The sequence below is a fragment of the Candidatus Hydrogenedentota bacterium genome (assembly GCA_012730045.1).
Lineage (GTDB): Bacteria > Hydrogenedentota > Hydrogenedentia > Hydrogenedentales > CAITNO01 > JAAYBR01.
The window spans coordinates 15,177-35,365 of the sequence record JAAYBR010000029.1 but is presented as its reverse complement, the minus strand read 5'-3'; the positions used below and the strand labels follow the sequence as shown (position 1 = coordinate 35,365).

17 protein-coding genes are annotated in these 20,189 nt (G+C 70.0%); 6 read left to right on the top strand and 11 right to left on the bottom strand.

Annotated elements, in window-relative coordinates; genetic code table 11:
- Positions 1–203 precede the first annotated feature (203 nt).
- On the bottom strand, positions 204–1,397 hold the full coding sequence (locus GXY15_02735) for an exo-alpha-sialidase (protein ID NLV40130.1): 1,194 nt from the start codon (positions 1,395–1,397) through the stop codon (positions 204–206).
- On the bottom strand, positions 1,394–2,110 hold the full coding sequence (locus tag GXY15_02730) for a FadR family transcriptional regulator (protein ID NLV40129.1): 717 nt from the start codon (positions 2,108–2,110) through the stop codon (positions 1,394–1,396). The genes GXY15_02735 and GXY15_02730 overlap by 4 nt, the downstream gene beginning before the upstream one ends.
- Before the next feature lie 57 nt (positions 2,111–2,167).
- On the opposite strand from GXY15_02730, the gene kdsB reads away from it, so the two are divergent.
- The 3 genes from kdsB to GXY15_02715 all read left to right on the top strand — a co-directional run bounded on the left by kdsB (position 2,168) and on the right by GXY15_02715 (position 5,077).
- Positions 2,168–2,932, top strand: a complete 765-nt coding sequence (kdsB, locus tag GXY15_02725; GenBank protein ID NLV40128.1) for a 3-deoxy-manno-octulosonate cytidylyltransferase — start codon at positions 2,168–2,170, stop codon at positions 2,930–2,932.
- Positions 2,922–4,133 (top strand): hypothetical protein, encoded by a 1,212-nt coding sequence (locus GXY15_02720; GenBank protein ID NLV40127.1) that lies wholly within the window; start codon positions 2,922–2,924, stop codon positions 4,131–4,133. The genes kdsB and GXY15_02720 overlap by 11 nt, the downstream gene beginning before the upstream one ends.
- Positions 4,134–4,354: 221 nt before the next feature.
- Complete coding sequence (locus tag GXY15_02715) at positions 4,355–5,077, top strand: four helix bundle protein (GenBank protein NLV40126.1); 723 nt, start codon at positions 4,355–4,357, stop codon at positions 5,075–5,077.
- 12 nt (positions 5,078–5,089) lie between these two features.
- Here the strand turns inward: GXY15_02715 and larE are convergent, their stop codons facing one another.
- From larE to GXY15_02680, 7 genes are all read right to left on the bottom strand, one after another.
- Positions 5,090–5,908: an ATP-dependent sacrificial sulfur transferase LarE gene (gene larE / locus GXY15_02710; protein ID NLV40125.1), complete on the bottom strand. Its 819-nt coding sequence runs from the start codon at positions 5,906–5,908 to the stop codon at positions 5,090–5,092.
- Between the two features lie 81 nt (positions 5,909–5,989).
- Positions 5,990–6,622, bottom strand: coding sequence for an Eco29kI family restriction endonuclease (locus GXY15_02705; GenBank protein NLV40124.1), 633 nt, complete (start codon positions 6,620–6,622; stop codon positions 5,990–5,992).
- Positions 6,619–7,836, bottom strand: a complete 1,218-nt coding sequence (locus tag GXY15_02700) for a DNA (cytosine-5-)-methyltransferase (protein ID NLV40123.1) — start codon at positions 7,834–7,836, stop codon at positions 6,619–6,621. Before GXY15_02700 ends, GXY15_02705 begins: the two co-directional genes overlap by 4 nt.
- A gap of 107 nt (positions 7,837–7,943) precedes the next feature.
- A complete protein-coding gene (feoB, locus tag GXY15_02695) occupies positions 7,944–10,139 on the bottom strand; it encodes a ferrous iron transport protein B (GenBank protein ID NLV40122.1) in 2,196 nt (731 codons plus the stop codon).
- A 14-nt stretch (positions 10,140–10,153) separates the two neighbouring features.
- Entirely contained in the window at positions 10,154–10,405 is a 252-nt protein-coding gene (locus GXY15_02690) for a ferrous iron transport protein A (protein ID NLV40121.1), read from the bottom strand.
- Between the two features lie 16 nt (positions 10,406–10,421).
- Positions 10,422–10,643 (bottom strand): FeoB-associated Cys-rich membrane protein, encoded by a 222-nt coding sequence (locus tag GXY15_02685; GenBank protein NLV40120.1) that lies wholly within the window; start codon positions 10,641–10,643, stop codon positions 10,422–10,424.
- Between the two features lie 112 nt (positions 10,644–10,755).
- Entirely contained in the window at positions 10,756–12,225 is a 1,470-nt protein-coding gene (locus tag GXY15_02680; GenBank protein NLV40119.1) for a PDZ domain-containing protein, read from the bottom strand.
- Between the two features lie 312 nt (positions 12,226–12,537).
- Between GXY15_02680 and GXY15_02675 the strand changes: the two genes are divergently transcribed.
- A complete protein-coding gene (locus tag GXY15_02675) occupies positions 12,538–13,137 on the top strand; it encodes a DedA family protein (protein ID NLV40118.1) in 600 nt (199 codons plus the stop codon).
- A gap of 78 nt (positions 13,138–13,215) precedes the next feature.
- Here GXY15_02675 and GXY15_02670 read toward each other — a convergent pair whose 3' ends face one another.
- The gene (locus tag GXY15_02670) at positions 13,216–14,442 is read right to left on the bottom strand and encodes a hypothetical protein (GenBank protein NLV40117.1); all 1,227 of its coding nucleotides are present in this window, start codon (positions 14,440–14,442) and stop codon (positions 13,216–13,218) included.
- A gap of 29 nt (positions 14,443–14,471) precedes the next feature.
- A complete protein-coding gene (locus tag GXY15_02665) occupies positions 14,472–15,566 on the bottom strand; it encodes a hypothetical protein (protein ID NLV40116.1) in 1,095 nt (364 codons plus the stop codon).
- A 276-nt stretch (positions 15,567–15,842) separates the two neighbouring features.
- Between GXY15_02665 and GXY15_02660 the strand changes: the two genes are divergently transcribed.
- Both GXY15_02660 and GXY15_02655 read left to right on the top strand, forming a co-directional pair.
- Positions 15,843–17,129, top strand: a complete 1,287-nt coding sequence (locus tag GXY15_02660; protein NLV40115.1) for a Gfo/Idh/MocA family oxidoreductase — start codon at positions 15,843–15,845, stop codon at positions 17,127–17,129.
- Between the two features lie 38 nt (positions 17,130–17,167).
- A complete protein-coding gene (locus GXY15_02655) occupies positions 17,168–20,182 on the top strand; it encodes a hypothetical protein (GenBank protein ID NLV40114.1) in 3,015 nt (1,004 codons plus the stop codon).
- Positions 20,183–20,189: the final 7 nt, after the last annotated feature.

Sequence of the window (20,189 nt, the reverse complement as noted above, 5' to 3'; positions counted from 1 at the left end):
GCTCGCAATGACGATAACGCCGCCATCTCTCCGCCGTCCTTCGCTTCGCTCGCAATGACGATAGCGCCGCCATCTCTCCGTCGTCCTTCGCTTCGCCCGCAATGACGATAGCGCCGCCATCTCTCCGCCGTCCTTCTTCGCTTCGCTCTCAATGGCGGCTTGGCCGCTTTCTCCTCTCCGCCCGGGGCCGCCGGTTCCCTCTCCTACTTGTCCCCCGCCAGCACCCAGTCCGGGTCGAGGGCGATGTGCTTGATTGTCTTGCCCGCGCCGCCGGGGGGATTGTACGTATACGTGACGTGCACCCGCCCGTTGGCGGTCTGGATCATGAAGGGGTAGTGGAAGGCGCCGCCCGCCGCGCGCTCCAGGGGCCGGGTCGCCTTCCAGGTCGCGCCCTCGTCGTCGGACAGGGACAGGACCAGACTCTCGCGCTCCTGCTCGGTGTCGTTGTACACCAGCAGCCACCGCCCGTCGCGCAGGCCCAGCACCCCCACGCTCGCGTTGGGGTTGGGCAGCTCCGTGTACTCCGCCACGGTCCACGTCTCGCCGTTGTCGTGCGATTCGCTCCGCAGAATGCGGTGGAGGACGTCGTCCTCCTCGCGGAAGTACGCCACCACCGTGCCGTCCTTCTTCTGGACGAGGCTCGGCTGGTTGAGCGCCGCCCCCGGCATGACCGCCGAGGACCGCCAGGTCGCGCCGCCGTCGTCGCTGATGCCGCACAGGCCGGCGACATACCCGTCGGAGTACAGCGGCAGCAGCACGCGGCCCGACGCCAGCGTGGTCGGGCGGCACCGGGTCATCCAGCCGCGCTGGCGCAGGCTCAGGTTCTTCGCGTCCTTCAGGATGCGCGGAACCTCCCGCTTCAGCAGCCATTTCATCTGCGGCGTCGGGGCCGTGTGGCGCGCGGCCACGGCGTCGAACCCCGCCTTCAGGGCGGCCTCGAAGCCATCGCCCGGGTCCATGATCAGCAGGTCCTGCCAGCGCCACACGGGCGGGCCGTCGCCCTGGTAGTCCGACGACACGCGCATGCGCAGCAGGGAGTCCTCCCACCGCTCCGAAAGCACGGCGATCCAGAACAGGCGCAGGTCGCCGTGGGCGTCCACGAACAGCACGGGGTTGCAGTCGGGGAAGTCCGGGGTGTCGGCCATGGGGAAGGGCGCGCTCCAGGCGCTCTCCCCCTTCCGCAGGCGCGCGCCGAACAGCGCCACGTCCTTCGCGGTGCGCTCGCCGGACCCCTGGAACCAGCAGGCGAGGAGGTCGCCGTTGGGACACTCCGCCAGGGTGGACGAATGCGCGTGCTGCGGCTGGAGGGGGAAAACGAGCTCAGACTGACAGAACGGTTCGGCGGACGCGGCGGACGCCAGCAGGACCGCGCAGGCGGCCAGGGTTCGAAGGGTCATGGGCGGGGCTCCTTTTCAGCGGGTTCCCGGTTCAGGGTGGACATCAGATGCTTTTCCAGCAGGGCGCGGACCCTGCCTGCGTCGCCTTTGGACACCGCCCGCGCCAGCGCGTGGTGGTCGCGGATCGCCGCGTCCGCGTTGGGCTGCGGGTCAAACTCCGCCGACGCCGCGAAATACTCCCCCAGCACGCGGTGCATCCCCGACAGCAGCGGGTTGCCCGCCATCTCCAGCAGCAGCGCATGGAAGGCCAGGTCCACCGCGTCCGCCGCCGGGGTGTGGCCCGCGTGCGCGGCCTCCGCCTCGAAGTCCGCCGCGAGCGCCGCCAGCCGCGTGCGCTGCCCCGCCGTCGCCCGCGCGACCGCCAACCCCACCGCCCCCGTCTCCAGCACATAGCGCAGCTCCGCCAGCACGGCAAAATCCCGCCGGTTTGCCCGGCGGCAGTACAGGGGCACCCACCGCTCCGCCATCGCCACCGGGTCCGGCCGCGCCACCAGCACGCCGCGCCGCTGGCGGCCCTCGATCACCCCCAGGGCGCGCAGGCGGCTCAGGGCCTCGCGCGTCACGGTGCGCGACGCGCCGTAGCGGGCCGCCACCTCGTCCAGGGTCATGAACAGGTCGCCCGCCTGGAGCCCCGACGCCACGATGTCGGTGTGGATGCGGTCGGCGAGGACGCCGGCCAGGGTGTCATCGGGGGAGGAAGTTCTTGCGCCCATGTCCAAATAGTAGTATTATTTGGTCCCGGGTGTCAACCCCGATAGGAGGCCCCTCCCATGGCCGCGGAAAAAGTCGCCGGCATCATCCCCGCGCGGTACGGGTCCAGCAGGCTGCCCGGCAAGCCCCTGGCCCTCATCGGGGGCAAGCCCATGATCCAGCGGGTCTGCGAATGCGCCGCGCGCTGCGCGCTCCTGTCGGAGGTGTGCGCGGCGGTGGACGACGCGCGGGTGCGCGACGCGGTGCTGGCGTTTGGCGGGCGCGCGGTGATGACGCGGGCGGACCACCCCAGCGGCACGGACCGCATCGCGGAGGCGGCGGCCGCGCTGGACGCGGACATTGTGGTGAACATCCAGGGCGACCAGCCGTTTGTGCATCCGGAGATGATCGGGCAGGCGGCGGAGCTGCTGCTGGAGGACCCGGCGGCGGAGGTGGCGACGCTCATGTTCCCCGTGGAGCGCGAGGAGGACCTGCGCGACCCGGCGGTGGTGAAGGTGGTGACGGACCTGCGGGGCTACGCCCTCTACTTTTCGCGGTCCCTGCTGCCGTACCCGCGCGAGGCGGTGCCCCACACGGTGTATGAGCACGCGGGCATCTACGCCTACCGCAGGGACGCGCTGATGCGTTTGACCACCCTCGCGCCCACCGTGCTGGAGCGCGTGGAGTCTTTGGAGCAGCTCCGCTGGCTGGAGCACGGGGTGCGGGTGCGCGTGGGGGTGTCGCGCGCGCCCGACCGGGCGTTCCACGGGTTCAGCGTGGACACGCCGGAGGACTTGGAACGCGCGGGGCGCATGCTCCGGGAAAGGGAAGGCCATGAAGTCTGAGCACGCCGCCGTTGCGGCGCTCTGCCGGGAGCGCCTGGAGGAGGCCACCCTCGCCCGCATAGACGAGGCCGTGGCACGCATCGCCGCGGCCAAGGAGCGTGGCGGGAAGGTGGCCGTGGTCACGGGCAGCGGCCCGAACATCCACGAGGGCGTGACCACGCTGCTGGCGGGGCTCATGCGCGCGGGGATCGTGGACGGCGTGTCCACCAGCTCCGCCGTCGTCTCCCACGAGATGGGCGGCACGCTGGACCGCGTGAAACGGTGTCCCGGCGCGCCGCTGGGGGTGCCGCCGGAGCTGCTGCCGCGGGGCGGCGAGTTCGAGCTGACCCTCATGTCGCCGGAGACGCTGGACGATATCCGGCGGCACACGCAGGTGGACGAGGGGCTCCTCGCGCGGCTCGAGGCGGCGGAGGGCAAGACCATCATCAAGGCGGCGGGGAACCTCGGGTATCCCGTGGGCCTGTGGCTGGAGCGGCTGTCGCAGGAGATCATGACCCTTGCGCGCGGGGCGGGGCTGTCCTTCGAGGAGGCCGCGGGCCTCGGCGCGGACCCGTGGACCATGATCGGCGCGGGCGCGGAGCGCGGCCTGCCGGTCATCGTGACGGTGCCGCAGCTCATCGGCGGCGGCGCGGTCGGGCTCAACATCGGCGACACCATTTCCCTGCGCGAACGGGCCGCGCGCCTGTCGCGGATGCTCGGGGCCGCCGACGTCATCATCGAGTCCGCCGTGGCCCTCACGCAGGAAATCCACGACGGCCCCTTCGAGCGCTACACCGGCCACGGCATGTGGTCCGCCTGGGACGGCCACCCCACCTACTCGCTGGAGGGGAAGACGCTGGTGCGCGTGGACCTCGACCCCGCGCTGGACCAGGTCTGCGCCGCGGAGCGGTCCGGCGGCGCGGTGCAGCGCGCCATCGCCGACGGCCTGCCCAAGACCAAGATGTTCAAGGTGCCCTTCCGCATGGAGATGTCCGGCTTCGCCCGCCACGAGGGGAGCATCCCCCTCATCGGCGACATCGGCGCCGTGTGGCCCCTGATCGCGCTGGGCGTCGCGGAGCGGCTGGGGGTGGAGCTGGAATTCCTCTCCGCGCCCCAGGACACCGGCCCGGGCCGCGCCATGCGCGAATGGATCGTGCGCGAAGTGAAGCCCATCAGCCGGGAGAAGATGCTGCGCGAAATGGCGCGGCGGGCGGGGGGCTGAAAGATCGGACAGGTCGGACAGGTCGGACGGGTCGGACAAGCAGAAAGTGGCGGCTGCCGCAATGCTTCTATCAGACCTGTCGGACAAGTCAGACCGGTCCGACTCGTCCGACAGGTGAAAAGTGGCGCCTGCGGCAGTGCTTTTGTCAGACTTGTCCGACAGGTCAGACTTGTCCGACCCGTCCGACTGGATTATTCTGGCTTCCTTGGGAGGATAGGACCATGGGCTCCGACGGCACCCCCCTGCTTCCGCATGGCGGCTACCGGAACCTCCGCAGCTACAAGGTGGCGGAGGCGGTGTATGACGCCACGGTGGTGTTTTGCCGGCGTTTCTTCCCGCAGGACCGGCGGATGACGGACCAGATGGTGCAGGCGGCGCGCAGCGGGGTGCGCAACATCAGCGAGGGGAGCGGCGCGGCGGCCACGTCGCGCAAGACCGAGATGAAACTGACCAATGTGGCGCGGGCGAGCCTGAACGATGAACTCCTCCGCGACTACGAGAGTTTTCTGCGCCAGAACGGCCTGCGGCTATGGCCGGGGGATTCACGGGAGGCGCGGGCCATGCGCGACCGGCTCTCGAAGGACCGGGTCGAGGACCTGCCCCCTGCCGCGCCCGGAACGGTCCGCCTGACGGGTCTCGCCGGACTGGCGGATTTCGTGGCGCAGTCATCCCCCGAACTGGCGGCAAACGCCATGGTTTGCGCGGTGCACCAGGCCGCCTACCTCTTGAAACGCCAAATCGAGAGCCAGGGGCGGAGTTTTTTGCGCGAGGGCGGTTTCACGGAGAGTCTCTACCGGCAGCGCGTGGAGTCCAGGGGACGGCAGGGGTCGAACAGGTCGGACAAGTCGGACAGGTCGGACGGGTCGGACTCAAGAGGCGGATTGAACAAGTCAGAACTGTCAGACCTGTCAGACCCGTCTGACTTGTCCGACCTGTCCGACTGACTTCCCCTCCCCCTACGCCGTGCTGCCGGTGCGGTAGCCCGCCAGGTCCACCGTGACGTGGCGGTAGCCCAGTCCGCGCAGGGTCTCCACGAGCTGTTCGCGGAGCCCGGGCTCGAGCATCCGGGGCAGGTCCGCCGGGTCCACCTCGATGCGGCAGAGGTCGCCGTGGTGGCGCGCGCGGTACTGTTTGAACCCGAGCGCGCGCAGGCACTCTTCGGCGCGCTCGACGCGCAGCAGGTCCTCCGGCGACAGCGCCACGCCTTTCGGAAACCGCGACGACAAACACGCGAAGGACGGCTTGTCCCACGTGGGCAGGCCGCGGCGGCGGCTCAGGGCGCGGATGTCGTCCTTCGTGAGGCCCGCCTCGGCGAGGGGCGCGCGCACCCCCTGCTCCCGCGCCGCCAGCGCGCCGAGGCGCGTGGGGTCGAGGGCGTCGTCGGCGATCTCGCCGTGGGCCACCGCGGCGATGCCGCGGGCGGCGGCGTGGGCGCGCAGCGTGGAGAACAGGGTCGCCTTGCAGTGGTAGCAGCGGCGGCCGTCGTTGCGCCGGTAGTCCTCCAGGTCAAATTCGCGCGTCTGGATCACGTCCAGCCGCCAGCCCCGCGCGGCGGCCAGCGCCCGCGCCTCCGCCAGCTCCGCGCGCGGGATGCTCGGCGAGTCCGCGATGACCAGCAGCGCGCGGTCTCCGAGAACCTCATGGGCGACATCCGCCAGATACGACGAGTCCACGCCGCCGGAATACGCGACGGCCACGGACCCGCACGCCTCCAAAACGCCGCGCAGGGCGGCCTCCTTCGCGGCGAGTTCGGGGGAAAGGGTGGTGTCGGTCATGACTGCCCCTTTGCTGGTTGCGGAACTCCGATGTGCGTCAGACCGTGCATTGGGTTGGCAGTTCGCGAAGAATGACGATCTTCACCCGTGCCCGTCTGACGGTGGACTGTTTCGAAGGAAATTCAGAGCCTCACTCTTGATCAGCGCTGCAGTTTCCGGCCGGTCTTTGCACCGGGCGGCCCATGGCCGGCCGGGGTGCAGCACGTCCCAGCGGGGTCGCAACCCCTCATGCCGGCCTTTTCCGGGGTCATGGTTGCCAAACCCGTCTATCACCTTGTTCCAAAGCGGGGAAAACCGCGCAATCAGCAGTGCCTCTCCGAGAGGAATCCAAATATCGTCAACCACGAGATAGCGGCAACAGAAATCCCTCACTTCCAGGTTTTCGGCCTGTTCTATGCTCTTCGCGTGGTCTTGCAGGCGGTCATAGAGGGCGAACTTCGGATCCGCCTCCAAGTCTCCACCCTTTCTCGCCCCCGCTGGAACCGCTTTTCCAACATAGATCGGCGTTGCAGGACGTCCACCGGCGTTTGCCTCAGCCAGAGGTTTGTAGGCCGGGAACTTTCCCGAATAGTAGATGGCATAAACGCCCGCGCCCCGGAACTTCTGAACATCAGGCAGCCTGACGGGCGGCTGTTCGAGCAGGGCCTGCGCGACGCTTTCGCCGAGGTTCTTCTTGTCCAAAGGATTGAACGGAAGGATATTGCCGTCGGTCATGCCACAACCCTTCCTTTCGAACGCAGCGCCTCCCGTATGCCGGCCTCGGCGATCTTCTCCGCCACGGACGCGGCGACTCTTCTTGCCAGGGCGACGGGAACGGCGTTTCCAAGCTGGCGCATGGCTTCTGTCCAGGAACCGGCGAGCAGGTATCCATCCGGAAAAGTCTGGACACGCGCAGACTCGCGGACAGTGAAATACCGGCATTCCCCGTTGCCGAACACCATCATGTTTTCCCCGCCGGGAACGCCATGGTCCCCGGCCTTCAGGGCCTTTGCGGGCAAATCAAGGGGACTGCCTGTGTGGCCGGGATAGGCCCGCGCGCCCCCCTGGAAGTCGTGGTTAAGGAAAAGGCCGTTGCTCTCGCCTTGGCGCGGAGCAGGAAGGTCGGACAGCGCATCGCGAACCGTTCGCCAGGGGCGTTGTTCCGGAGGGACCAGGCACTGGTCCAGCCTTCGGGCCCGGCCGGCGAATGCGGCGGGCACTTGAGGGCGGCTGTTCCCGGCCACGCGGTGCTGTTCCCAATACTCGCCGGTCACCCATTGGCTGTGCAGAAGCGCCTCCAGGCTGTGGGTCGGGCGGGGAAAGGACCACTGAACGCCCAGGTCGGACCGGAAACCAACAATGAAGACCCGGTCCCTCTTCTGCGGAACACCGTAATCGGCGGCGTTCACCAGGGTGGGGACAACGTTGTACGTCAGCCCTTCCGCGTGCAGCCTACCGGACGTTTTCTCGCGTTGCAGGCGCTTTAGGTGTTCCGTCCACGATTCATCCGTCCTGCGCGTCACCTCGGGGAACTCCAGCCGCAGGAGAATGTACTGGTAATAATTGGCAAAGCTGGAACGGGTCAGGCCCTTCACGTTTTCGATGAGAAACGCCTTCGGGCGCAGGGTGCGAATCACCTCCACGGTGGCGGGAAACATGTCGCGCGCGTCCCCGTAGGCCCGGTGTTTTCCGGCCATGGAGAAGGGCTGGCAGGGCGGGCCTCCGGCAACCAGGTCTATTTCGCTGGGAAGCGACGACCAGTCATACGCGCGGACGTCCCCCTCCCACAAGGGCCAGTCCCGCACAAGGGGATGGCCGCGATCCTGATTCTTCCGGATGGTGTCGCAGGCCCACCTGTCCCACTCGACAACGGCCTGAGACTCAAAGCCTGCAAGGGCGACCCCCATGGCGAGTCCGCCCGCGCCCGCGAAAAGTTCTACCGATTTCATTGTCCCAACCCTTTCGCCCGGTCGGCGGCGGGAACCACTGCCAGCCTCCGCCGCCTATTGTCTTCAAAACGGAACAACGGCGCAACTTGAGAGCGGCCCCCGTTCCCTCACCCGAGCCCCAGCAGACGGCCGCCCTGGAAGACGGCGGCGGCGAGGATAAAGGCGATGGTGGTGGCGTAAACGGTGGCGAAGAGGGGCCATTTCCAGGTGCCGGTCTCTCGGCGGATGACGGCGATGGTGGTGACGCAGGGGGCGTAGAGCATGACAAAGAGCATCATGGCGAAGGCGCGCAGGGGGGTCCAGCCGGGCGCCCCGCGCAGGCGCGCGGACAGGGAGGCGTCCGCGTCCTCCGCGTCCTCCTCCATGGCGTAGACGGTGGCCATGGCGCCGATGACCACCTCCTTGGCCGCGAAGCCGCCGATGAGGGCGATGTTCACGCGCCAGTCGAAGCCGGCGGCGGCGGTGACGGGCTCGAGCGCGCGGCCCGCGCGGCCGGCGAAGCTGTGGGCGACGGCCTCGGAGGGCGAGGGGGCCGTCCCGTCGGCGTTGGCCGGGGGCCGGGGGAAGTACATGACGGCCCAGAGCAGGATGTTGATGGCGAGGATGACGGTGCCGGCCTTGCGGATGTAGAGCCAGGTGCGCTCGGCGGTGTGCAGGAGCACGCCGCGGGGCACGGGCAGGTGGTAGGGGGGCAGCTCCATGACGAAGGGGGTCTGCTCGCCGCGCAGGACGGTGCGGCGCAGCACCCACGCGGCGCACAGCGCCACGACCCACGACAGCCCCCACAGCAGCAGCATGAGCGGCATGCGCCGGTCGGGGAAGAAGGCGGCGATGAGCACGGCGTACACGGGCATCTTCGCGCCGCAGTTCATGAACGGCGCGACGAGCATGGTGATGATGCGGTCCTTCTCCTCGCGCAGGGTGCGGGTGGCCATCACGCCGGGCACGGCGCAGCCCCCCGCGCCCAGGCCGCCGGACACGATGAGCGCGATGATGGACTTGCCCTGGAGCCCGAAGACGCGCAGGAGCCGGTCGAGGATGAAGGCGACGCGGGCGATGTAGCCGCTGTCCTCCAGCGCCGCGATGAACAGGAACATGAAGAAAATGAGGGGCACGAAGCCGAGCACCCCGCCCACGCCCTTGACCAGCGCCGCGTCGAGCAGGGAGTGCAGCATGGGCCAGCCCGGGCGCAGCCCGTCGAGCAGGCCGGACAGCGCCTCGAAGCACCCCTCCACCACCCCCGTCGGGCTGGTCCACCCGCCGGGCCAGGGAATCCACGCCCACTCGTCGGACAGCTTGAACACCCAGAAGAACAGGGCGGCCACCACCCCCACCAGGATCACCGGACCCGCCGCGCGGTTGCACACGACGGCGTCTATCTTCTCCGTCGTGTCGCGCCGCGACTGCGGCGTGATGTGGACGCACTGGCGGGCCGCGCCCGCCGCGACGCCGTAGCGGCGCTCCGCCACGATGGTCGCCGCGTCGTCGTCGTAGTGCCGCTCCATGCGGGCCACCGCCGCGGCGATGGCGGCCTCCAGCTCCGCCGCGCGGGGTCCGGCGAGGCGCGCAACCTCGGCGGAGACCGGCTCGTCGCTCTCGAGGAGCTTGACGGCGAACCAGAGGGCGGCGCGGCGCGCGTCGGCGGGGAGCAGGCCCCCGAGGGTTTCGGCGAGACCGTCCACCTCCTCGTCCACCACGTGGCCGTAGCGGACCTGGGTGGGCATGACCGGATGCGTCCCCTCGATCACCCCGGCGCAGGCTTCGGCCAGGGCCTCCACCCCCGTGCCCCGGCTGCCCACGGTGGGGATGACGGGCACCCCCAGCATCTTGGACAGCGCGGTGTGGTCCACGCGGATGCCCCGCCTCTCGGCGAGGTCCACCATGTTGAGCGCGATAATCACCGGGGTCCGCGTCTCCAGGAGCTGCACCGTAAAGTAGAGGTTGCGCTCAAGGTTCGTGGCGTCCACCACGTTCACGATGACGCCGGGCGGGTGGTTCAGCAGGAAGTCCCGCGCCACCGCCTCCTCCTGCGAGTAGGCGGTGAGGGAGTAGGTGCCCGGCAGGTCCACCACCGTGTAGGGGCGGTCCCCCGCGCGCAGCGTGCCCTCCTTGCACTCCACCGTGACGCCGGGGTAGTTGCTCACCTGCTGCACGGAGCCCGTCAGGGCGTTGAAAAGGCTGGTCTTCCCCGCGTTGGGGTTGCCCGCCAGGGCGATCAGGGGCGCCGCCCCCCGCGCGCCGTCCGGCGCGGGCGCCCCGTCCCGGGCGCCGCCCCCCCGCCGGCGGCGGCGGACCGGGCCCATGCCGCCGCGGCCGATCACGGAACCACGGGCTCCACCTCGATCAGGGCGGCCTCCTGCTCGCGCAGGGCCAGATGGTAGTTCTTCACCACCACCTCGATGGGGTCGCCCATGGGCGCGCGGCGCACCACCAGCACCTCCGCCCCGCGGGTGATGCCCATGTCGAGCAGCCGCTGCCGGATGCCGCGCGGGCCCGTCCGGCCGATGCGGACAATATGCCCGCGCTCGCCGTCCAGCATGCCCGAAAGCCTCTTCAGCGCCGCCGTCATGGGGTGTTCACCGCTGTCATGCATGGGCCGCGCCCCCCGGCGGGGTCTTGCCGCCGTCCGGCCGCGAGATGCCGCAGGCCTCCGGCGGCACGGGGCATCCGCCCGCATCCACATGGGGGCATCCCGCGCAGGTGCCGCAGGGGTTCTCCCGCGCCCGCAGGGAGCGGCGGAGGAAAAGAACTGTGACGGCGGCGGCGGCCAGCAGAATGGCCCCCACCACCGCGGTTTCCAGGGTCACGGCATGTCTCCGGGCTGCGCGATTTACCGCAGGGCACGAAAGTTAATGCTGCTAAACAATCCGCGCATGGAGTATACACCGCCGAAGGCCGCGGAAGCAACCGCGCCACGAATCACCCCCCCGCCGCGAGGCGCTGGACCGCCATCTCCAGCAGGGGGTCGCGCCCCTGGTTGAAGTGCGCGTCGAGCTCCGCCGGACCGAGAGGCGGCACGATGTCCGGCAGGATGCCGCCGTTGTCCCGCGCGTCCGTGGAGACCACGACGCGCCCCGACGCGTCCACCAGCCGCCCGATGGGGTAGTGGATCACGTGGCCCCGGGGCATGCGGATCTCGCCGCCGACCCTGGCGAGGGCGCCGTCGGTGCCCAGGAACCCCATGACGGTGACGTTGGGAAGCCCCTGGAGGGCGAGGGCGATGAGCTGGCCGGTGTCCTTGGTGGTGCGGTGCACAAGGACGACGACGGGAACGTCGAGACCGGGCAGTTCGGGGGCGAACTCCGCGCATTCGCCGTCTTTGAGGGCGAAGCCGCCCTTCTTGTGGTCGTAGCAGACCATGCACCCGAGGCTTCGCGATTCCTTGAGGAAGGGGGCCGCGAAGGTGCGGGCGAGTTTGAGGTCGCCGCCCGTGTTGCCGCGCAGGTCAAGGATGACGCCGCGCACGCCCTCGCGGGCGAAGCGTTCGACGGCCTTCTTGTAGGCCCGCTCCGGGAAGGGCGCCGTCATGGTGGCGGACTGGAAATGGATGCGCAGGAGGCCCACGCCGCCGTCGAGGATTTTGGCCTCAAAGGGGGACTCCATCTCGCCATAGGGATGGCTGTAGTCCACAATGTCGCCCATGCCCAGGTACTGGTCGTTTTGCGCGGTGAGCGTGGCGGTGATGCGGCGCTTCTCGCCGGGCCGCTGGAAGACCACCCGGGCCTCGCTGCCCACGGGGCCGCGGGTCAGCAGCATGCACCGGTCCAGCAGGCGCCCCACATAGGTCGGCGCGGGCGCGGACGCCCACTCCACCGGGGCCCGCCCCAGGGCCTCGCGCACCGGCACGCCGTTCCATTCCAGAATCTCGGCGCCCCAGCAGATGCCCGCCGCCGCCGCCGGGCCGTTCTTGGCCAGACGGTAGACGATGAGGCGGTCGTCGGCCAGGGGGGCGACGGAGAATCCGAAGCCGCCGCCGACGGCCTCCTGGCGGTAGGCCTCCTCCATGCTGATGTCCACATAGCTGTCCGGAACCGAATGGACATACTCGCGCAGGGCGAGGTAATAGGCGCGGGCGTCGTCGCGGGCCTGGGCGTCGGCCACGCGCAGGGAGAAGCGGTCGTAGAGCGCGTCCCAGGGAATCTCCTTCCACTCCGTGAAGGGGTACTCGCGGGAGAGCTTGGCATGGAGCGCGTCGAAGGACTCCGTCCAGGACAGGTCCTGGAAGTCCCCCTCGTAGCGCAGCATGTCCAGACGGCTCATGCCGGCGGGAAAGGGCAGGCGGATGCCGAACACCGGGATGCGGCTTTGAACGCATCCCGCCAGAAGCAGAAAGGCCGCCGCCAGGGGGAGCAGGCGGGCGCGGCGCGTTGTGACCCTGCGGCGCGGCATGGGAAACTCCAGTGCTTCTGCACAGTGTGCTGCCGTGAACAAAACGTCTCCGGCGGGCGGGCGCGCTGACGGGAGCGTCCGGAAAGCGGCCCCCCACGCAAGGAAAAACAGCGTGCCCGCGCCTGAAAACGGGGCGATTATCGCACATTCCGCGCGTGCGCCGCACCTTTGCCGGACGCCGCAACCCCGGCCCCCGCTTGCTTTACCCGCCCGAAACCCGTACCATTGCCCACGGTTTCCGGGGCGGGTTTCGGCGGCTGGTTTCCGCCGGGCCGCTCCGGACTTTGTTTATCACGACGGGATTCCCTTTCAATGAAGATCATCCGCCGCCTGTACGACTGGGTGCTGCACTGGGCCGACACCCCCTATGGCATGACCGCCCTGGTGCTGATCGCCTTCGCCGAGTCGAGCTTTTTCCCCATCCCGCCCGACGTGCTGCTGATCGCGCTGTGCCTGGGCCGCCGCGAGAAATGGGCGCGGTTCGCGACCGCCTGCTCTGTGGCGTCGGTGGCGGGGGGCATCGCGGGCTACGCCATCGGCTGGGGCGTGTGGCAGGCGGTGGACCAGTTCTTCTTCGCCTATGTGCCGGGCTTCTCGGAGCCGGTCTTCGAGCGCGTGTCCCAGCTCTACGACAAATACAACTTCTGGGTGGTCTTCGCCGCCGCCTTCACACCGATCCCCTTCAAAGTGTTCACCATCGCGGCCGGGGTTTTCGGCATCAACCTCCCCATGTTCGTCATTGCCGCCGCCGTCGGCCGCTCCGCCCGCTTCTTCCTCGTCGCGGGCATGCTCCGCCTCTTCGGCAAGCCCATCGAGAAGTTCATTGACCGCTGGTTCAACATTCTCAGCATCCTCTTCTTCGTGTGCCTCATCGGAGGCTTCGTCCTCCTGAAGTTCTTCCTGGAGCACTGAGAAACTGCGGCGGAAAGGGCAGCCACTCCTGGGGTTTCCCTCCGCGCTCTCCGCGTTTCCGCGTTGAAATCCCCCCCTTCAGCCGAAGGCCGGGGCGGTCATCCGCTTCCACTCCTCCTTGTACAGGAAGAACGCGATGCCATCGGCGCCGCGGGTGAGGACCTGGTCGGCGGTTTCGGCCATCTGGGGGTCGTCTATGTAGACGATGGGGGCGAGTTCCTTGTCGGGGGGGAGCTGGGCGCGGGCCATGGCAGTCTCGTGGCCGACGGCCTCGGGGGGCACGGCGGTGAGGATGTGGCGCACGCGCCGGGAGGTGACGGCCCGGTCGAGGCCCGTGAACGCGAGGACGAGGCGCATGACGGCCTCCTCGTCGGGCGTGCCGGCGACGCCGAGCTCGTCGGGGAGGCAGGCGAGCTCCCAGTTGAGGCAGGCGACGCCGGGCTTGTCCGGGTAGTTGCGGTAGATCATGGGGGCGAACACGTCCACGAAGGGGGCGAGGTCGGCGTAGGACTGGCCGACGAGGGGCGCGAGGGAGGGGGTGAAGATGTAGACGCCCATCTGTTTCCCGGCGCCGTGGAGGATCTCGGCGATGTCGCGGAAGTGCGCCGTGGTGCAGGCGCGGCGGAAGCGGAGCCATTCGAGCAGTCCGGGGAGCCCGGTCAGCGCCTCAATCGCGCCGACGGGCGTCTCCAGCCAGGGGCGCAGGCGCGCCGCGCCGCCCCCCCTTACCCCCGCGAGGAGGGCGGACACGTCGCGCTTCATCAGGGCAAAGTCGAAGCCGAGTTCGGCGGCGCGCTTCTCGCTGTGGGTGGAGAAGTCGGTCAGGAAGGGCATCAGCCCGGAACCCGGCGAGGCGAAGCGGCAGCCGTCCACGAGCACGCCCGTGACGCCCTCCATCGCGGCCATGGTGCGGTAGGCCTCGAGGTTCTTCGCGCGGATCGCGGGGCTGTTGGGCGAGCCCGAGCCGAACCAGACCTGCGGCTTGCCCTCAATGTCCACGGCGAGGTTTTCGGTGTCCGTCTCCGCCGTGCCGAAGGCGCCGCCGCACTGCCAGGCCTCCATGCCCGCCGCGCGGACGGCCGCGACGGTTTTGGCGTCGCCGCCCACGACCACGTCAAAGCCCTGCCCCCGCATGGCCTTCGCGGTCTCCTCCGGCTGGTCGCCGCAGCCGTAGATCCAGTACTTGCGCCGTTTTGCGGGCGCCGCCGCGGGGGCGGCCTCCTGCGCGTTCGCCGCCACGGTTCCGGCGAGCATGCCCGCCGCCGCGGCCGTCTGCAAGAAGCGCCGCCGGTTCACGTTGTCCATGCCGGGAATCCTCCGTGGGGTGTCCGGGCTCAGGTTTTCTGGATGGCGAAGGGGGGCAGCTCCTTCACCTTCTCCTCCTCCAGCCGGAATTCGTCGTCCTGTTTCAGCAGCCACGTCAGGCCGTCGCGCAGGACCACGTTCGTCTGCGCGAGGTCAATCCCGACATGGTCCGACTCGTACCAGATGATCTCCTTCGGGTCGCCCGCGGCCTGCTGGAGCGCCTCGCCCGCCACGGCGGGCACCAGCACGTCGAACTTCCCGTTCTGGAAGTAGACCGGCGTCGGCGCGATCTTGTCCACGTAGTGGATGGGGTCCACGGCCCCGCCGAAATAGCGGACCAGCGGCGTGGCGCATTTGATGACGGCGCCGCAGATGCGGTTCTGCCCCGGCGTGAGCTTGGGCAGGGGCGGCTTTTCGGGGTTGAAGGTCTTGCCGTCAATGAAGCCGAAGGCGGCACCGACGCCGAGGCGCGTGGCCACGGAGTCCACCAGCTTGCCGAGGTCGCCGCCGCCGTAGACCATGACGCCCGCGCGCAGGCGCTTGTCCTTCGCCAGCACCGTGCTGCCCGTGATGGCGCCGTAGCTCGCGCCGACGAGGTAGATGCGCCGCGCGTCCACGTCCGGGTGGTCGGCGAGCCAGTCAATGAGCCGCCGCGTCTCGTTGACGGTTTTCCAGGGGCGCTGGCGGAAGGCCTGAAGGCTGGCGAGGCCGGAGGTGCCCTTGGGCAGCTTCCGCTCGCCCTGCATGAACTGGTCGAAGGACAGCAGCATGAAGCCGGTCTGGCAGAAGGGCGGCGCCAGCTCCCTGAGGAAGTTCTTGTTCTGGCCGATGCCGTGCAGGAAGATTACGGCGGGCATCCGCTTGCCGTCGGCCCTCTTCGGCATGGCCATCAGCGTGGGCACCTTCTCGCCGCCGTAGCCGTCGAAGGTCAGCTTCACGATGCTGTACGCCTTCTCCGGCGTGTCCGCATTCAGCTCCTCGGTCTCCAGCACCGTCACGTTCAGCGGGGCCTTCGGGTCGTACTTGTCGAAGTAGTGCGCGTCATAATGCGCCTTGCGCATCCACAGCGCCACCACCAGCACCACCAGCACGACCGCCGCGATCTTCAGGGCCTTTTTCAGCATGGCGACTCCCTCTCTGGGTCGGTTTAACAGGGGTTTCGCGCGAGTATACCACAGCCCCGCGCCAAGCGCGGAGGGGGCAAAGGCGATGGACGATATGGACACTATGGACGGTATGGACAGTATGGACCGGCGCGGACGGCCGGCCTTCTTCGTCCATACCGTCCATAGTGTCCATATCGTCCATCCTCCCCCCCTCCCGCCGGTTCGCGGGTGGGCGGGGGGATGGTCTATCATGGACGCCGGGCGCGGACGGCGCCCCCACCAGGAGACCGGACCATGAAGACAACGCAGACCGGACAGGCCGGCACGAGCCGGCGGCAGTTCATGCGGGGCGCCCTGGCCGCGGGCGCGGCGGGCTGGACCTTCGCGCGGATGGACGCGGCGAGCGCGGCGCGGGTCGTCGGCGCGAACGACCGGGTCAGCCTCGGCCTGATCGGCTGCGGGGGCCGGGGCCGGTGGGTGATGCAGAACATGGTCCACCCGGCGAACGCGAACACGGCGCTGGTGGCGGTGTGCGACATCTGGAAGCACCGCCGCGACACCTACCCGGCGGAGGCCGAGAAGCTCTACGGCCTGAAGCCGGAGGTCTCCGCGGACGCCCGCGCGCTGCTGGACCGCGCCGATGTGGACGCGGTCATCATCGCCACGCCGGACCACCACCACTGCTCGCACACGATGGCCGCCGTCGCCGCCGGGAAGCATGTCTACGTCGAGAAGCCCATCGCGCCGACCCCGGCGGACCTCCCCGAGCTGCTGGCGCTGGTGGAGGCCGTGAAGGGGTCCAAGTGCGTCGTGCAGCACGGCACGCAGGGCGTGAGCGGCGCGGGCGCGGCCGCCATCCGCGACTTCATCCGGGAGGGCAAACTTGGCCGCCTCTTCCGCATCGAGTCCACCGAGTCCCTCACGGTCCCCTACTGGAACGGCTACACGGGCCCCGAGACCGAGGCGGAGACGGACTGGAAGGCCTTCCTGCACAACCGGTCCGACCGCCCCTTCAACGCCCACCAGCACGCGAAATGGATGGGCTACCTCGACTTCACCAGCGGCACCATCGGTGGGTGGATGAGCCACTTCATCAACACTGTCCACTTCGTCACGGGCTGCGGCCTGCCGAAGGCGGCCACGGCCTTCGGCGCGCGCTATGCCTCCTCCGCCGACCCGCTCTGCGACGCCCCCGACCAGACCGTGGCGGTGCTCGAGTACGACGGGTTCTTCACGCAGTTCAACAGCCACTTCGGCAGCGCCCTCCACAGCGAGAGCACCACCTTCATGTTCGAGAAGGGCCTCCTCCGCGCGGGCTTCGGCCACGACCTCGGCAACCCCGTCTACTCCAGCGAGGGCGTGGACGACAGCATCCCGCCCACGAAGCTCCTCGACACCGACCCGCCCTACCCCGGACAGGCCCACATCGAAAACTGGCTCGGCTGCATCCGCAACGGCGGCGCGCCCAACGCCGGCATGGACTGGGGCTACCGCCAGGGCGTCGCCGTCATCCTCGCCGACGCCGCCTACCGCCAGGGCAGGCGGGTCACCTTTGACGCGGGGAAGAAACAGCTCGTCTGACCCTGCCGGACGATTGCCTGAACGGCAAGGAGCCCCGCATGAAGCGCCTTTGTCCCCTTCTGGCCGCAGTGTGCCTTTCCCTGCCGGTCGTCCCGCAACCCGCGCGGGCCGACACGCTCGCCGCGGAGTTCGCGGACCCGCCGATGGACTGCCGGCCGCACACGCGGTGGTGGTGGATGGGGAACGCGCTGCGGGAGGAGGACATTGTCTGGCAGCTGGACCAGATGCGGGCCCAGGGGATCGGGGGGGTGGAGCAGATCACCATGGAGCCCGTCTACACGAAGGGCAACCATGAGTACCTGTCGCCGGAGTATTTCGCCCTGCTCCGGTTCGCGGTGGAGGAGGCGGCGAAGCGCGGCATGGAGTTCTCGGTGAACTTCGGCGGGCCGGGCTGGATCTGGGGCGGGAAGTGGGTGCCGGAGGAGGACCGGAGCCAGGTGCTGCTGGCGAGCATGACGGAGGTGGACGGTCCGGCGGCGTTTCCGGGCCCCCTGCCGGAGGCGGCCGTTCCGAACCCGAACGACCTGCCGCGCTCGGTCGCGGCCATCGGCCCGAAGGACCGGCTGGTGAAGGTGGCGGCGGGGCGGCTGGTGGACGGCCACCTGGCGGCGGACTCGCTCACGGACCTGTCGGACCGCGCGGCGGGCCGCTCGCTGGCGTGGGAGGTGCCGGAGGGCCGCTGGCGGGTCATGGCCTTCTGGCTCACGCGGCGGGACAACGCGGACGCGGTGGACCACCTGAGCCCCGGCGCGATGGAGCGCTACTGCGAGACCCTGGGCGCGCAGTACGAGGCGGCGGTCGGCGGCCATTTCGGGAAGACCATCGAGTCCTTCTTCAGTGACAGCTTCGAGGTGCCCATCTACCGCAACGGCCTCTACTGGACGGGCGGGCTGTTTGAAAAATTCCGCGCCACGCGGGGCTACGACCTGGCCCCCCTGCTGCCCGCGTTGTGGTACGAGGTGGAGGGGGTTTCCCCCGGGGTGCGGCACGATGTGAACGCGCTCCTCCACGAGCAGGGCATGGAGGCGTTCTTCCAGACCTTCCTTGGCTGGTGCGAGCGGCACGGCGTGCGCGGGCGCATCCAGCCCTACGGCTTCGTGACGGACAACATTGCGGGCGCGGGCGCGGCGCACCTGCCGGAGATGGAGATCACCGCCGGGGAGAAGGACGCCGTGCCGTGGTTCGACACGCGCGTCGGCCCGCGCGCCTATGTGGCGTCGGGCGCGCACCTCTACGGCCGGAACATTGTCACGACGGAGGCCTTCACCTACCTGCACTGGGAGCCCTACCGCGAGACCCTGGCGGAGCTGAAGGCCGCCACGGACGCCTTCCTCTGGTCCGGGGCGAACAAGCTGTACAACCACGGGTTCATCGCGTCGCCGGAGCGGGAGGGCATCGTCCCCACGCGCGGCTTCTTCGCCGCCATCCGCATCAGCCCGGAGAACCTCTGGTGGCCGCATTACCGCCCTCTCGCGGACTACACCGCCCGCTGCTGCCGCCTCCTGCGCGAGGGCCGCTTCACCGCCGAGGTCGCCGTGTACTCGCCCCTGGCGAACCAGTGGGCCCTCAGCGCGCTCAACGCGCGGAAGTGGACCCGCGAGTTCGACTTCGGCACCCTGGGCGAACTGCTCGCCGCGAACGGCCACGCCTTCGACCTGGTGAACGACGACGTGCTCCAGCACCGCGCGTCCGCCGAGGGGGACCGGCTGCGCCTCGGCGAGATGCGCTACCGCGCGCTGATCCTCCCCGACATCACGGCGATCCCGCTGGAGACCCTGCGCACCGTCGAGGCCTTCGCGCGCGGCGGCGGCCGGGTCCTCGCGCTGGAGCGCGTGCCCGGCGCGGCCACGGGCCTGCGGGACCAGGCGGCGAACAGCGCCGAGGTGCGGCGGATCTGCGCGGAGCTCTTCCGCGCGCCGTCGGGCCGCGACGACACGGGGCGCCAAGAGGTCGGCGCGGGGGCGACCTTCTTCCTGAAGACGGTGATGCGGCGGGACGACCCGCTGGACCGGCGCAGCGCCGCGCTCGACCCCTTCCTGAAGGCGCTGCGGTCCTGCGCCGACCCGGAGATGGACCTAAACCCCGCCCGCGCCGGCCGCCGCGCGAACACGGGGCTGGCCTGCCTCCGCCGCGAGGCGGAGGGCCGCGACCTCTACTTCGTGACCAACCTGCAGGAGGCGGCGGTGGACGAGGGGGTGGGGTTCCGCACGGCGCGGGGCGTGCCGTGGGACTGGGACCCGCACACGGGCGCGCGGCGGCCCGTCTCCGAATACGCGCGCGACGGGGCCTATACCCGCATGCGCCTCCGGCTGGCCCCCTTCGCGTCGCGCTGCGTCGTGTTCGAGGGCGCGGACGCGCCCCCGGCGGAGGCGCCGCACGTGGAGGAGAGCGGCTTCGCGGAAATCCTCGACGCGGACGCGGCGGGCTTCACCGCGCTCGCCGACCACAACGGCCCGCACGCGTACCGCTTCCACGACGGCGCGCGCGCAGCGGACGGCGTGTTTGCGGTGGCGGGCCTGCCCGCGCCGGTGGAGATCGGCGGCGGGTGGACCGTCCAGTTCGACGGCGACGCGGCGGCTGCGCCCTGGCCGGGGCTGCGGTCCTGGACCGACGACCCGGCGCGGCGGCATTTCAGCGGGCGCGCGCGGTACGCCGTCACCTTCACGCTTCCGGCGGAATACTTCGCCGACGGCGTGCGCCTGCGGCTGTCTTTGGGGGCCGTGGGCAATGTGGCCGAGGTGCGGTGGAACGGCGCGCCCGTGGGCGTCCAGTGGATGAACGGCCAAGTCTTCGCCCTCGACGGCGCCGCGCGGCCGGGCGAGAACACGCTGGAGGTGGACGTGACCAACACGCTTATCAACCGCGTTTCGGGCCTGGACGCCTTTCCCGGCGTGCCCGAGGCGCTTCGGCCCGTCTTCGGCGACGGCCTGACCGCCTCGACGCCCGAGGCCGGCGCCCTGCGCGGGTTTGCGCCGCTGCCGCCGTCGGGGCTGCTCGGCCCGGTGCGCGTCACGCCCCTGCTGCGCGCGCGGGTGGCCCCGCCGGCCCCGTAAATGGCGG